The sequence below is a fragment of the Rhizobium sp. SEMIA 4085 genome, from assembly GCF_013004495.1.
Taxonomy (GTDB): Bacteria; Pseudomonadota; Alphaproteobacteria; order Rhizobiales; family Rhizobiaceae; genus Rhizobium; species Rhizobium gallicum.
Map to the genome: position 1 here is coordinate 1 of NZ_JABEPH010000140.1, position 13965 is coordinate 13965.

Consider the following 13965-nt stretch of genomic DNA (forward strand, 5'->3'; position numbering starts at 1 on the left):
GCACAGGACATATCGGACGAGGACATTTTCCGCTTTGCGCTCAACCTTGAGTATATGGAGGCCGAATACTACCTCCGCGGCACCACCGGGAAAGGCATCGACGCAGCCGATGCCGGTTCGAAACCCGGCGACGTCGTTGGCGGAAAGCAAGTCTCTTTCGAGACGCCCGCCATCGGCGAATTCATGCAGGAAGTCGCCGAAAACGAACTCGCGCATGTCCGCTTCTACCGCAAAACGCTCGGAACCAACGCCGTTGACCGGCCGGCCATCGATTTCGACGCAGGGTTCAAGGCCGTCGCGGAAGCGGCCGGTCTCGGTGCAGACTTCGATCCCTTCGGCAATGAAACGAACTTCGTTCTCGGCGGGATGCTGTTCGAGGATGTCGGCGTTACCGCCTATGCAGGAGCAGCGACAGTCCTGAAAGACAAGGACTTCCTCGCCGCCGCCGCAGGAATTCTGGCGGTCGAGGCGTATCACATGGGAATGGCCCGATCGACGCTGTACCGGAAGGGAGAGGAAGCCTGGAAGGCCGCGAACGCCGTTTCCGATGCCCGCGACAAGATCGACGGCTCGGAAGACGACGACCAGGGCATCCAGGTGGACGGGAAAGCCAACATCGTGCCGTCGACGCCGGACGCAATCGCCTTCACCAGAACGCCGCGAGAGGTGCTCCGGATCGTCTACCTCACCGACAAGGACGGAGTGAGCAAGGGCGGCTTTTATCCGGAAGGGATGAACGGCACGCTCAAAAGCACCTGAGCCAGCGTCTGGCCCGAACGTCAGGCTCGATACGCGTCCCGGGCAATGATATCTGGCGCGATCGGGCCTGGAAGATGTTGATGGGGCGTGTATCCGCCTCAACGCGACCGCCTTTTCCGTGCCCCACAGCCCAGCACTTGAAATCAAGCCGCTCATCGGCCCATCCTCGATGCTGAGGCGGCATGCGGCGTCAGGAATTCGGCTGGTTCTCTCACGACATCGGCGAGCTCGCCCGGATTGTGCGCAACGTCCGCAACGAAGGCGCGCCATTGCCGCTGCTTTTGTTCATCTGTTGCGAAGGCCGGCGTCAGCGCATCCGGCAGGTCATGAGGTATCCCTGTCCCGCGCCGCGCGAAGGTGGCGGCAATTGCCCGTGGCAGCCTGTCATGATCGAAAGCGAACGACCGGCTGAGAATCCAGATGTCGTAGAAGTCCTTCATCCGGCTGTTGGCGCGCCCCAGCGCCACCATCGCCTGAAACTTCTCGGCAATGACGGTTTCACGCGCATAGCCCCTCAGCCGGGGCATTGGGAAGTCCAGCATCGAAGGATAGTCCAGTTCTTCGGCACCAGGCTCCAGTGCATCGCCAAAGCCGATGTCGATCGTCAGGCCGATCCGGGCGCCGCTGATCGAGGCCGTCGTCCGCAGCCTGAGCCCCCCATATTCCAACTCCTCGCGAATGCGGTCGACGCGGAGCGCGTCGGCGTCGAACTCCACGCCATCGCCGGAATCCTGCGCCAAGATCTCCCGAAATGTCGCCAGCATCGGCTCAGCGCTCGGATCGCCGAAGCCCAGCAGATCAAGGTCGCGCGTGCCGCGGTGCGGATCATCGAACCAGCTCATCATTAGCATCGCGCCCTTTAGCACGAAGCCCTCGGCATGACGTGAACGGCTGAGTCAAAATAGCAGCCGCTCAAGAGCGAAACGGGTCAGAATCAGGTCGAAGCTCTGGCCACTTGCCTTGGCGAGTTGCAGCAGGCGTGCGCGCACCGAGGCGCCGATGTCCTGATCTCCTTAGCCATTGGCAGTCAGCGCCTCGATGTACGGCCGGATCACGGTGGAGACACCACCACGCTCGGCCTGCCTGACAATTTCGCCTGCCGTGGCTTTGCGCTGGCGAAGCGCTTCCTGAAGGCCCTCGATCGCCACCGACAGGCCGATCTTGTTGCGATATCGGAAGCAATCCGCAATTGTTTTGACGATCCCAAAGACCTTTACGGGAACACCCTCGACGACATGGGTCTCTACACCTTCATTGAGCAGTCTTTCGGTGAAACGCACGATCCGAATAGGCGTGCTGTCGGGCTTCGGGGACCAGTCCTTCTGACCCACGGCGAGCCAAACCTGGCTTGGAAGCTGATCGGTCAGACCGTGGAATGCCAGGGCCGAAACGAGGCAAACGACGCCCTTGGGAACCCGTTTGGCGGCCTCAGCCAGACTATGATTGGCGTCGAGGGGCGCATCGGAAAGTTGATAAAGCCCTCGCGCGAGTCGAAGCACTTCGCCATCGTGTTCCATGCGGCTCACGGTGGCGGCTGTTACGCCCGCCGCACGCAGTTCTGCCAAGCGCGAGATTCCGCGCGCGGTCAGCACGGCGTGGACGATCTGGCGTTGGGACATAGGTGACACGATACGGAAACTCGTAATATAGGATCTATTATCCGAGGATTTGTATCACTACCCATGTGGAGGGGCAAGGTACCAGCTCGAAGAGGCCACCACTCTAGCTCTAGGCTCAAAGCAACCATTCGGTAACGCGGCCCGTCGCTGCGGACACGTCCGATCTCGCTTCTCCGCGATGACCGGCACCGGCGGCGCGCCGTCACTCTGGCCGAGGCGATCGATGTCTGCGACGGCCGCTGACTCGAAGCTACCGGCATCCTGCTTGCCCGCCAGTGCCCCGGCTGCACCAAGGGAGTCCTGTGCGTTAACCGCGCCTCTGCGTTCAGGGCCGGAACACGCCACGGAGCACCACCAACCAGAGCCTGAGCGCAGCCGGGCAATACCCGATAAGTGGGAAGAGATGGTTTCGGCCATCTCTCCCCCCCCGCGACCGCCGCCTGCACATGGCAGGGCCGCGCGCTCGCAGGGCGGCAAATAGCCGCCATTGTTCCAGAACCCTGACCATCGGGAGCTGCCTCCTTTTAAACCGCCGCCGCGAAGCGATTTATGGCTTTGCGTAACAACCGGCCCACATCTCGCGGGAATGCAGCAATAGCCTTGCGCCGCTCGAGAATGGCGATCCTGACGTAAGGTCGCCAGGTCTTCGCAGTCTCAAACGACCGAATGTTCTCTTTTGCCGCGCCGCGCCCATCCCAAAATGCAATTTCCTTCCCCATTTCTTATTTGAAGAGCTGTTCGATGTCCGCCATCGGCCGGAACAGCTTCATTGGCTGGTCGGGAAACGGCAAAAAGCTTTCACGCTCGTAGAAGCGGCGCGCATTTTCATCCTTGGCGTCTACGACCACCGCGAAGGACGCGATCTCGCTCCTGACGGCCCGAAAGAGGGCATCCGCCAGCAGAAACCGGCCATAGCCCTTGCCTTGGTGGCGTCGGTCGATCGCAAGTCGACCGAGAAGAGTCGCTGGAACGAGCGGATAGCGCGGCAGTTTCCGCACTGCCTTTTCCGGCAGATCCCCGAGATTCACTGCCGTCGACGAAAGGGTGTAGTAGCCAGCGACCGCACCGTCCGACAGCACCAGCACGAAAGGCGCGGCCATGTTCTTGCGGGCATCCTGACCCGCCTGAACCCGGAAATACCGGTCAAGCGGCTCGACGCCACTTTCAAACGCAGACCTGTCGTGCTGAGCACCGAGGATCTCGACCCACGGGGCTTCTCCGATGTCGCCCGCCACCCGTCAGACGCCGGTCGTTTGGCGATAGCGACGCACCGTGTCACGCAGACGATCATTGACCGGCTGCGGGTTGAGTAATGCTTCTACGAAGGTCTCGCTGTCACGGACCGAGAGGTCCAGACGCTGATGTTCTTCGATTGCCCGGCGGGCGGCCTCCTGGACGCTGGACAACACAAAATCAGTCACCGTCCGGCCCTGGAGGGCCGCGGCGCGCTCAATAAGGCTTTTCTGGTCGGCTGTCACGCGCGTCTCAAGACGCTCGCCACGGACCCGACCACGAGGCGGATGTACTGCAGATTGGACCATCGATATTCTCCTTTCCAGCAGATGTACGGCCATTGGCCGGGAAAATCAAGTAGAACGACCAATTGTGCAACAACCTGCTGCACCGTCAGGGGAGAGATGGTTTCGGCCATCTCTCCCCCGCGACCGCCGCCTGCGCATGGCAGGGCAGCGCGCTCGCAAGACGGCAGATAGCCGTCACCGCTCCAATGGTTCCCATCCGCCCCGCTCGCGTCGCAACCCGGCCATGCTCGCCGGCAGCCGCCCCCCTCTCTGCCGAGCGCTCACGCGCCCCCGGGAGGCATGTCGGGGACATGCCTCCGGCATTGAACCAAGGAAAGGATTGGAACAATGGCAAGGACAGCGAAGAAGGCGAAGGCCGTCACGGTCGAGACGGCTGAGGATGCGACGGTGAATAGGGAAATCCGCAGCGTCGGAGAAGCGACGGCGGACGTGGTGGTGGCATTGCCCGCGCCGGATGTAGCTAGCACGGCTGCGCAAGCCGCAAGCAGCACGGAAACGGAACCCGCAGCGGAAACCGTGGCCGCATTCCCAGACGGATCGTGGGAAGCGTTGCGACATGTTCGAGCTGCTTCAGCATCACCCGAATTTCAGACGGCGAAAGCGAGCGGTCCTTCGGCACAAAGGTTGCGATCGATGCTGGACCGACTTCGTCGGCCGGATTGGCAACCTTCTCGCCATGCAAGATGGCGAAGCCGTAAATCTGCTTCAGGATGTCTCGCACATGAATGGCCGTCGCCGGAGCACCGCGTTCAACGATGCCGCCGCAATATGCTCTCAGATCGTCTGGCGTGATCTCCGTCAGGAGACGATTGCGCCAGACAGGTAACAGCTCTCGTTCGAAGATAGAACGCCGCATAGCACGCGTGCTGTCCGCCATCGGGGCCGCAGTGAGCCACTTCTCCCCGAACTCTCCAAAACTCTTCGCCTCTTTCAGGCGACGCTTGTCGCGCTGCTTCTCGATCGCAGGCGACCGTCCTTCGGCAACGGCGCGCCTCGCGTCGATGCACTTCTCTCGAGCCCGGGCAAGCGAGATACCATCGCGCCCGTACCTGCCTAGATAGACAGTCTCCCGGCGGCCGTTGAGCCTGTAGTCCAAGCGAAATGAGATCGCTCCACTGGGCATGACGCGGACATACATGCCATCGCGCTCGGCGACTTTGTACACCTTCTCTTTTGGTTTCAATGCCTTGAGGGTCGCGTCCGTCAGCATCCCTACTGCCTCCTGAAAAGTACCGTCAGCACAAATCCAGGCTCAGCGACAGATATTGACCATTGCATTCAATGGCTTAATACGAAAAAAGTACCGTCACGAGCCTCATTGCCGCTGACGGTACTTTCATAAATGCGGCTAAACAATATGCCCAAGGCCCGTCAGACGGGCCGCCAGGCTCAAACTATACCCGTCGATAGCTGCCGATAGTTATTGAATGGATTTATTTTTGTTTTCAGTCACTTACGTCGTGCAGTGGCGCAAAATCGGCGGCGTTTGGATGGGCCTGAATCATTCCCACTCGATCGTGCCAGGCGGCTTCGAAGTCACGTCATAAACCACCCGATTGATACCGCGCACTTCGTTGATAATGCGGGTTGCGGCGCGGCCGAGGAACTCCATGTCATAGTGATAGAAATCCGCCGTCATGCCGTCGACCGAGGTGACGGCGCGAAGCGCGCAGACGAACTCGTAGGTGCGCCCGTCGCCCATGACGCCGACGGTCTGGACCGGAAGCAGCACCGCGAAGGCCTGCCAGATCGCATCGTAGAGACCTGCTTTATGGATTTCGTCGAGATAGATGGCATCGGCTTCGCGCAGGATGTCGAGCTTTTCGCGAGTGATGCCGCCCGGGCAGCGAATTGCGAGCCCCGGGCCCGGGAAGGGATGGCGGCCGATGAAGCTATCGCGCAGTCCGAGCTCCTTGCCGAGGGCGCGCACTTCGTCCTTGAAGAGCTCACGCAGCGGCTCGACGAGCTGCATGTTCATGCGCTCCGGCAAGCCGCCGACATTGTGGTGCGACTTGATGGTAACCGATGGGCCACCGGTGAAAGATACGCTTTCGATCACATCCGGATAGAGAGTGCCCTGGCCCAGGAAGTCGGCGCCGCCGAGCTTCTTGGCTTCTTCCTCGAAGGTCTCGATGAACAAGCGCCCGATGATCTTGCGCTTGGTCTCCGGATCGCTGACGCCTTCGAGCTCGCCGATGAACCTGTCCGAGGCATCGACATGCAGCAAGTGGAGATTGTAATGCTCGCGGAACATCGCAACGACGCTCGCTGCCTCGTCTTTGCGCATCAGGCCATGATCGACCAGGATGCAGGTGAGTTGATCGCCGACGGCTTCATGGATTAGGAGAGCTGCGACCGAGCTGTCGACGCCGCCCGAAAGCGCGCAAATGACGCGCTTGTCGCCGACCTGCTGGCGGATTTGCTCGACCGCCTTCTGGCGATAGGCCGACATCGACCAGTCGCCCTTGATACCAGCGATGTTGTGAATGAAGTTGCCGATAAGCTTCGCGCCATCCGGGGTATGCACGACTTCCGGATGGAATTGCACGCCGTAATAATTGCGCTTTTCGTCGGCGATGAAAGCATATGGTGCGTTGGAGGAGGTCGCGACGACCTCGAAGCCATCCGGCAGCGCCGTGACGCGGTCGCCGTGACTCATCCAGACCTGATGGCGCGAACCCTTCGACCACAGCCCTTCGAACAGTGGGCAGTCCTTGTCGACGTCCAGGAAAGCGCGGCCGAATTCGCGGTGATGGCCGCTCTCGACCTTGCCGCCGAGCTGCATGCACATCGTCTGCTGTCCGTAGCAGATACCGAAGACCGGCAGGCCGCTGTCGAAGATGATCTGCGGCGCGCGGGGCGAACCTTCATCGACCGTCGAAGCCGGGCTGCCGGACAGGATTACAGCCCTCGGCTGAAGGCGCTTGAAGCCCTCTTCGGCAGACTGGAAGGGAACGATCTCGCAGTACACACCCGCCTCGCGCACGCGGCGTGCGATCAGCTGGGTCACCTGGCTGCCGAAATCGACGATGAGAACGCTGTCGGGATGTGCTGTCTGGGTCATGGCGAGCCTTTAATGAAAAGCACCCGTCCTGGCAATCCAGGAAATCGGGCGAGCCGGGATTTTATTGTCCGGATTGTCCCTGCCTTAGAGGCTTTCAGAACCAGAAAACACCATCCTCGAGCGCTGTGAACAGGCCATCGACGGCATAGGAGAGCTTGCGATCGATCACGTGCAGATACTCGGTCCAGCCGGAAATATGCTGCAGTTCTTCAGCGCCGTCGGAGATTCCGCGCAGGCCGATCAACGGCAGCTTATAGCCCTGGCAGGCGCGCAGAATCGCGAATGTTTCCATGTCCACCATGTCGGCAGCGATATCCGAGTAGGCCGCCCCCGAAATGACGTTGCCACCGGTGGAAAGGCTGGCCTCAGGAATACCGGGAATGCGGAGCGGCAGATCGATGACCGCTGGAAGATCGAGGAAGGGTGTGTGTCCCTTCTCGAAACCAAGCGGCGACGCATCCATGTCGCGGTAGGAAACGGAAGAAACCTGATAGACTTCTGTCTGCTCAAGCGTCGCGGAACCAGCCGAGCCGAGAGAGACGACAAGCTGCGGCAGGTCGTCGGCATGATCGAGGCGGGAAAGCGTCTTCGTCATCGCGACCGCCGCCTCGACTGGACCGACGCCCGTCATCAGCGGTTCGAAACGGGAGCGCAGGAAGGGGCCATATTCGGCTTCCGCCGCCATGACGAAGAGGATGGACTTGCCGGCGATCGGCTTCAGTTCGAATTTCATCCCGTAATTCCCTCTCTGCCGCGAACGACCATCATCGTTCCCGTCATGGAGGCGATCAGCTTGGCCGGTCCGTCGCCGATCGCATAGCCGCGCCCGTCGGCGACGATGATATTGGAGCCTGGTTTGGTGATCTCGCCGCGAAACAGGAAGCGCTCGCCGCGCCCAGGCGACATCAGGTTGACCTTGAATTCGATCGTCAGGATCGAGGCATCGGCGTTGATGACACTGTAGGCGGCAAAGCCGCAGGCGCTGTCGAGAGCTGCCGAAATGATGCCGGCGTGAAGAATGCCATGCTGTTGCGTGAGCTTGACGTCGAAGGGAAGTTCGATCTCCACCACGCCGTGCTCGACGCGCGTCAGCTCGGCGCCGATCGTTTCCATCGCCGCCTGGCGGGCAAAATTCTGACGGATCCGTTCGCGGAAGTCGCCGTTGTTCCTAACGCTCATGCATTTGTCCCCTTGCGACCGCGAAAGTGGCACGGCGCGCCGGTTTCGACAAGGATGAAAGGGAAGCACTTTCCGATATGCGATCGAGCCGAGTGCCGCAAAGACGGTCCGCAGCAAGCACTGGCTGAAGATCAAGCGCGCTCCCGGGCAATCCTGACGATATGCTGATCCCATGCCACACTGCTGCGCGTCGCAAGGAACGCACCGTCATAGGAAGAGACCGCAAATCCATGTTGGGCGGGTGCGATGCCGGCAGCGTCGGGGATGATGTCTTCGGCCAAGACCTTGCCGGAGTTGGCGTCGATGATCGCCGATGCACCCTTCGGCGACGTCACGCCGACCAGGGCGTCCTTGCGGTTGACGGCAATGGCACCGACATAGTTGCCGAGCTGGCGGGTCGTTTTCTCCGGCAGATCGATGAAGGTTACTTCCTCGCCTTTGGCGAAGTGGCCGACGAGCGGCGGCAGGTCGTGACGGTGGCCCTCGTACTGGCATGCAAACCACACGCGGCCATCGGCGTCGATATCGACGTGACGGGTCGAGACCTGCGACCATTGCCGCGGCAGCACATGTTTTTCGACGAGCGTGCCATTGGACGCATCGATCAGCGTCAGCGATGGCTGCATGTTGCTAAGGTTGAGCTTCGTGCGGCCGAAATCCGGATGGGTCTCGATGCCACCATTGGCGATGACAAGCCAGCGGCCGTCATCGGAGACGGTCATATCGTGCGGGCCGACCCCGTAGGTCTGGAACTCGCCGATGCGGGCGAAGCGGTTTGTCACGTCGTAAAGACCGATCATGCCGCGATTGCCGTCAAAATCGTTCTCACTGGCATAAAGCAACCGGCCGTCCGGCGAAAACGTACCGTGTCCGTAGAAGTGGCGGCCTTCGGCGGAGGTGATAACGACCGGCTCACCCCTGTTCCAGGGATCGAAGATCATTGCGTAGGTGCCGGGACGGCGAGCGAAGGCGACGGTCTTGCCGGTGGTTGGGCTGAAGGCCATGCCGTGGGCACGAGCGGGCAGGGCGACCTGATCGACGATTTCGCCGCGTTCGGTCACGGTCGCGACCGCGAAGGAGCCGTCGGCAGCGCGGATGCCCGAGGCATAAACCGCGTCCGCGCGCTCAAGTGCCTGCAGCCCGCGCGGCTGCAATGCGGCGATAAAGCTGAGGCCTGCTGCCTTGACGAAACTGCGCCGGTCGATCGCAGCGCTCCGCCACATCGGCTCAGTCCCCGTCGGAGAAGGAGAAGCCGGCCGAAAGGCCGATCGCGCCGCCATATTCGTCGCTGATGCGGGTGATCAATTCACGGCTCGTCGCCAGAAATGCGTCGAGCTTGGCTTTCTCCGCATCGCTGGTTGCCACGTCGATATCCGGATTGAGCTTCGGGACGGTATCAAGCAGGGTCTTGAAGTTCGCCTCGATTGCATCAGCAACGGGCTTCTTGTCGGCAGGCAGAAGTTCCGCCATTCCGGCCTTCTGCCAGAGCGTACGCAGTCCCTCGAGGTTTGCCGTCATCGATTTCCAGGTGTTTTTCGAGCGCCAGTAGATAGCCATGCGCGGGCGCGGAGCCGTGTCATCCCGGCCTTTGTAAAACAGCTCCAGCCGCTGATCGCGGACGGTTTCGACGCCGTGGACAAGAATACCGAGAAGCGCGGTCACCGCTTCCTTGTTATCCATGAAATCTTCGCTTTGGGGACCGGGACGTTTCCAGCTTGCCTGCACGCCGTCCGGCTTTTCCCAAGCCGCAACGACTTCGCCTGCCTCGCGCTGGATATTGCCCGCGACAGCAGCGCCGTATTGGCAGCGGAACCCGTTCTTTTGTTTGAGGAGATCGTCTGAGCCGTTGCCGTAAAGCACGTATTCAAGCGCCGTCAGACCCTGCAAGGCGACACTTTTTTCCCCGATCGCGTCGACCGTTGCATCCTTCGGGTCGGCCTTGGCGAGCAGTGCCTGTACCTGTCTAAGGCCGACGCCCTTTCGATCTGGGAAGAAGAGGATGTGTTCGAAGAGATTGTCGTGCATCACCGGGCCGGTTTGCACGATCTCGATGATCGACCAATAGCGGATCGTATCGTCGAAAGCAGATTTGGCCTTATCTAAAGTCTGCTGTGTGCCACCGTCGCAGAGGTCCTTCATCGCCGTCGTCAAGCGTGCGGTAGACTGTTGCATGTTGCGGTAGCCTGGACGGATCACCTCGTCGACGGCCCGCGCCATCACGCCAGGCACCGCTTCCTCGTTCAGCCCCGTCGGCGTCGACGCAGTCTGTGCAATTGCCGATGACACGAGCATGAATGAAAGCACGAGAGGTTGCCAAAGGCGCATTACAGGGACTCCAGGAATCTGATCAGGGCCTCTCTATCGTCTTTCGGCAGAGAGGAGAATGCATCGCGGGCTTTCTCGGCTTCGCCACCGTGCCAGAGGATCGCTTCGGTAAGGTTTCTGGCGCGGCCGTCGTGGAGGAAAAAGCTGTGTCCGCTGACAGTCCGGGTCAGTCCTATACCCCATAGCGTCGGCGTGCGCCATTCACGTCCGCTTGCGTGGCCTACTTGCTGGCCATCGGCAAGACCTTCGCCCATATCGTGCAGCAAGAAATCCGAATAAGGCCAGATAAGCTGAAAGGACTGAGCGTTTTCGGCAGCATCCCTACGTGTGACGAATTTGGGTACGTGGCAGGATATGCAGCCGGACTGATAGAAAAGTTCCTTACCCCTCAGCGTCTCGGGGAAGCTTGCCTTTCGCCGCGCCGGTACGGCTAGATTGGCCGAATAGAAGGTCACGAGATCGAGGACAGGCCCGGGTGCCTCTTCATTGCCCAGGCGCTTTTGAATGCCGGTCGGCATTTTTTGGCATTTTAACTCGGCCTGCATGCAATCCCCATGTGCATCCGGCCGGTCGGGCGTCGATATGCCGATGTCGCTGGAGAAGGCGGCAGCGCTCTGGTCGCGCACAGTTGCATTCTGTGCCTTCCACCCGAAGCGGCCAAGGGTGACCGCGCCTGTGCTATGATCACGCACGATGGCAGCCTTGCCTGAAATGCGGTTACCATCTTTGTCGTTGGGGTCGGCATGCGCGAGGATGTCGGCGGCTGGAATGGCTTCGATGAGGCCGAGCCCGATCATCGCCGGGGCGACGCGCGGCGATATCGTCGTCGATGGATCGAGCGGGCCGTAGGCAAGATCCTTCACTTCGTAGGTCGGCGCGCGCAATGAGACTGTTTCTCCGCCGGCAAGCGTAACGGTCTTTTCCGCATAGCGAATGGCCATCTTCCCTTCGGCGGCGAGGCCGGGCACGGCAAGGTCCTGCAACTGATGACCATAAGTAGGGTCCGGGAAATTGACGGCGCTCGCATTTGCGATCGTCGCTCCTTCTTCCGGTGTCGCCGCTGCTCGTCCAAGGCGAAAGAACATCGATGTGGCGCTGACGCCGCCTTCCGGTGGCCTGCCGCGTCCGTCGTTGACGTGGCAGCTCATGCAGGAGCGCGCATTGAAGAGCGGCCCGAGGCCATCCGACGCCTGTGTCGAGGATGGCGCGGAAACCCAGAGCTTCTTGAAGAGTGCATTGCCGAGCTTGAAGTTCTGCTCTTCCTCGAAGGGGATGTTTGCCGAGATATGCGAGAAGGAATCCTGCGTAACCGGATCGACCGATGTGGCGGCACCCGCCTGCATCGCCTCGTATGGCTCGGCTTTGGAAAAATCACTAGCCGGGCGCGTCACGGCCTCGACGCGCTTCAAATCGGCATCGGAAAGATCGGTGCGTTTGGTCGGGAGATTAAAACCGGCGGCAAAGGCCACCGGAAGGCCGGCAAGCGTGGCGCAGAAAGCAGCGCAGAGAAAAACGCGACGAGCCGGATTATGGATCATTTCAGAGTTCGGGCCGCTTGAGTTTGGAAGCGGCCCGCCTTTTTGCTTATTGGAAGACAGCGTCAGGCTTATCCAAGCTGTCGGAACCTTCAAGCTGAACCGTGCCAACATCGAGTGCGGCGATAACACGCTGGATCGACTTTGTTTGGTCAACGAGACCGTCGACAGCGGCTTGAACGGCGGCGTTGCCGTCCTTGTTGCCTTCGGCGATCATCTGATCGTACTTCTCGACCGTCTCGCCGCGTTTTGCCATGGCGTGCATTGCATCAAGCGTCGTCTTCAGCTTGCCCGCGACTTCGGTATCGAGTGCCTTGTCTTTCGCGGCAACGAGATCGTGCAGCGACGGGCCGGTCAGCTTCGTTCCATCGACGCGGGTATATTCCCCGGTGTAAGCGGCGGCGATGCCGATCGCATCGTTGAGATGCGAGTTATAGGTGTTGTCGGAGAAGCAATCATGCTCCTCTTCCGGATCGTGCAGCAACAAGCCGAGCTTCATGCGCTCGCCGGCGAGTTCGCCGTAGGAAAGCGAGCCCATGCCGGTCAGAATCGCGACGAGACCCGCCTTCGGATCGGCTTCGACGTTCTTCGTCGCAGCACCGTCAGCCACCCAATTGTCGGTCATTTCCTGCAGGTCGGAGACCAGCAGCGTGGAAACCGACTTCAGATATTGGGCGCGGCGATCGCAATTGCCATGCGTGCAATTCTTGAGGTCGTAATCGGTTCCGGGCGGCTGCCTGCTCCCGGACCGGTGCCGTTCAGGTCCTGGCCCCAGAGGAGGAATTCGATGGCATGGTAGCCGGTCGCGACATTGGCTTCGACGCCGCCTGCTTCCTGCAGCGTGCCGGACAGGAACTCCGGCGTCAGCTTGGAAGCGTCGATATCCTTGCCGTCGATCTTGATCGTCTTGTTGGCGATGACGTTTGCAACATAGAGCGCGTTCTCGTCGCTCTCCGCGCCGTAGGAGGCATCGACATAATCGATCAGGCCTTCATCGAGCGGCCAAGCGTTGACCTTGCCTTCCCAGTCATCGACGATCGGATTGCCGAAGCGGTAGACTTCCGTCTGCTGATAAGGAACACGGGCCGCAAGCCACGCATCCTTGGCAGCCTTCAGCGTCTCGTCGTTCGGCGTTTTCAGGAAGGCGTCAATCGCCTTGTCGAGCGCCTTTGCGGTGATCAGTGAGTCCTCGTATTTCGCATGCGCCACTTCGGCATAATGCTTCACGACGGCCGCAGCATCGGTGTCGGCGAGAGCCGGGCTGGATAGGGGTGCTATCGCCAGCGCCAAAGCTGCGCAGAAATTCTTGTTGAGCTTCATGATCCTCTCCTATGACGGATATCCGTCTGAAATCGCCCGAATCTCTTCGCGCAAAAGAAAACCAGTGTCAAACACTCTAGTTTGGAATGATTTTAAGAATGGAACTTGTTTAAAAACGCCAGTTCAGAAAGGACTTTACTTGGAAAAGGGCGGAAAATTGAACTGGTAGCGTGCAATTGTTCGACTTCTGATCTGGAGGTCCGGCGCAGGCGCCGTCACATCAGGCGTCTTAAGCTTTACGCCGCATCCGGCAGAAGAAGAAGCCGTCCGTATCGGTCGATGCCGGTGTCAGCGTAACCGTTTCACCATCCGACGAACGCGGGCGCGGTGCATTCTTGCCGAAAAGCTCATCCCAGGCAGTCAGGGCGCTTTCGATGGAGAATGCCGGATTTTCGGCGGCGAAGCGTCGGACCTGTTGTTCATTCTCCTGCGGGAGCACGGAACAGGTGACGTAGATCAGCTCGCCGCCTGGGCGCACGAAGGCGCTCGCCTGCTTCAAAGCATCCTGTTGCTGGCTCGTGCGCTCGTCGAGGTTCTTTGCCGTCAGCCGCCATTTGGTATCGGGGCGGCGGCGCCACGTGCCCGTGCCCGTGCAGGGGGCGTCGACTAGCACCTTGTCGCAG

Annotated in this window: 10 protein-coding genes and 4 pseudogenes; 1 reads left to right on the forward strand and 13 read right to left on the reverse strand. The window is 60.5% G+C overall.

What is annotated here, in order from left to right; genetic code table 11:
- The first annotated feature begins 9 nt into the window (after positions 1 to 9).
- Positions 10 to 759 (forward strand): ferritin-like domain-containing protein, encoded by a 750-nt coding sequence (locus tag C9413_RS15655; RefSeq protein ID WP_348648779.1) that lies wholly within the window; start codon positions 10 to 12, stop codon positions 757 to 759.
- A 152-nt stretch (positions 760 to 911) separates the two neighbouring features.
- On the opposite strand, the pseudogene C9413_RS15660 reads toward C9413_RS15655, so the two are convergent.
- The 13 genes and pseudogenes from C9413_RS15660 to C9413_RS15720 all read right to left on the reverse strand — a co-directional run.
- Positions 912 to 1780 (reverse strand): annotated as a pseudogene (locus C9413_RS15660) (nucleotidyl transferase AbiEii/AbiGii toxin family protein).
- On the reverse strand, positions 1773 to 2378 hold the full coding sequence (locus tag C9413_RS15665; RefSeq protein WP_039843634.1) for a type IV toxin-antitoxin system AbiEi family antitoxin domain-containing protein: 606 nt from the start codon (positions 2376 to 2378) through the stop codon (positions 1773 to 1775). The pseudogene C9413_RS15660 and the gene C9413_RS15665 overlap by 8 nt, the downstream one beginning before the upstream one ends.
- A gap of 722 nt (positions 2379 to 3100) precedes the next feature.
- Complete coding sequence (locus C9413_RS15670) at positions 3101 to 3613, reverse strand: GNAT family N-acetyltransferase (RefSeq protein ID WP_039843636.1); 513 nt, start codon at positions 3611 to 3613, stop codon at positions 3101 to 3103.
- 3 nt (positions 3614 to 3616) lie between these two features.
- A complete protein-coding gene (locus tag C9413_RS15675; RefSeq protein WP_039843637.1) occupies positions 3617 to 3919 on the reverse strand; it encodes a DUF1778 domain-containing protein in 303 nt (100 codons plus the stop codon).
- Positions 3920 to 4439: 520 nt separating this feature from the next.
- A pseudogene (locus tag C9413_RS15680) lies at positions 4440 to 5129 on the reverse strand (Arm DNA-binding domain-containing protein); the annotation flags it as partial.
- 291 nt (positions 5130 to 5420) lie between these two features.
- Entirely contained in the window at positions 5421 to 6983 is a 1563-nt protein-coding gene (gene guaA, locus C9413_RS15685) for a glutamine-hydrolyzing GMP synthase (protein WP_039843638.1), read from the reverse strand.
- Positions 6984 to 7077: 94 nt separating this feature from the next.
- A complete protein-coding gene (locus C9413_RS15690; protein ID WP_039843639.1) occupies positions 7078 to 7716 on the reverse strand; it encodes a 5'-methylthioadenosine/S-adenosylhomocysteine nucleosidase in 639 nt (212 codons plus the stop codon).
- The gene (locus C9413_RS15695; protein WP_039846585.1) at positions 7713 to 8162 is read right to left on the reverse strand and encodes a PaaI family thioesterase; all 450 of its coding nucleotides are present in this window, start codon (positions 8160 to 8162) and stop codon (positions 7713 to 7715) included. Before C9413_RS15695 ends, C9413_RS15690 begins: the two co-directional genes overlap by 4 nt.
- 131 nt (positions 8163 to 8293) lie before the next feature.
- On the reverse strand, positions 8294 to 9385 hold the full coding sequence (locus C9413_RS15700) for a DUF1513 domain-containing protein (protein WP_039843640.1): 1092 nt from the start codon (positions 9383 to 9385) through the stop codon (positions 8294 to 8296).
- A gap of 4 nt (positions 9386 to 9389) precedes the next feature.
- Positions 9390 to 10487 (reverse strand): imelysin family protein, encoded by a 1098-nt coding sequence (locus C9413_RS15705; protein WP_039843641.1) that lies wholly within the window; start codon positions 10485 to 10487, stop codon positions 9390 to 9392.
- Positions 10487 to 12025, reverse strand: a complete 1539-nt coding sequence (locus tag C9413_RS15710; protein WP_039843642.1) for a di-heme oxidoredictase family protein — start codon at positions 12023 to 12025, stop codon at positions 10487 to 10489. The genes C9413_RS15705 and C9413_RS15710 overlap by 1 nt, the downstream gene beginning before the upstream one ends.
- Positions 12026 to 12071: 46 nt before the next feature.
- Positions 12072 to 13342 (reverse strand): annotated as a pseudogene (locus C9413_RS15715) (imelysin family protein).
- A gap of 229 nt (positions 13343 to 13571) precedes the next feature.
- Positions 13572 to 13965, reverse strand: a pseudogene (locus C9413_RS15720) (MFS transporter); the annotation flags it as partial.

Coding starts and splice junctions, on each gene's coding strand:
- C9413_RS15665 (WP_039843634.1), bottom strand. CDS start 2,378: ATGTCCCAACGCCAGATCGTCCACGCCGTGCTGACCGCGCGCGGAATC.
- C9413_RS15675 (WP_039843637.1), bottom strand. CDS start 3,919: ATGGTCCAATCTGCAGTACATCCGCCTCGTGGTCGGGTCCGTGGCGAG.
- guaA (WP_039843638.1), bottom strand. CDS start 6,983: ATGACCCAGACAGCACATCCCGACAGCGTTCTCATCGTCGATTTCGGC.
- C9413_RS15690 (WP_039843639.1), bottom strand. CDS start 7,716: ATGAAATTCGAACTGAAGCCGATCGCCGGCAAGTCCATCCTCTTCGTC.
- C9413_RS15695 (WP_039846585.1), bottom strand. CDS start 8,162: ATGAGCGTTAGGAACAACGGCGACTTCCGCGAACGGATCCGTCAGAAT.
- C9413_RS15700 (WP_039843640.1), bottom strand. CDS start 9,385: ATGTGGCGGAGCGCTGCGATCGACCGGCGCAGTTTCGTCAAGGCAGCA.
- C9413_RS15705 (WP_039843641.1), bottom strand. CDS start 10,487: ATGCGCCTTTGGCAACCTCTCGTGCTTTCATTCATGCTCGTGTCATCG.
- C9413_RS15710 (WP_039843642.1), bottom strand. CDS start 12,025: ATGATCCATAATCCGGCTCGTCGCGTTTTTCTCTGCGCTGCTTTCTGC.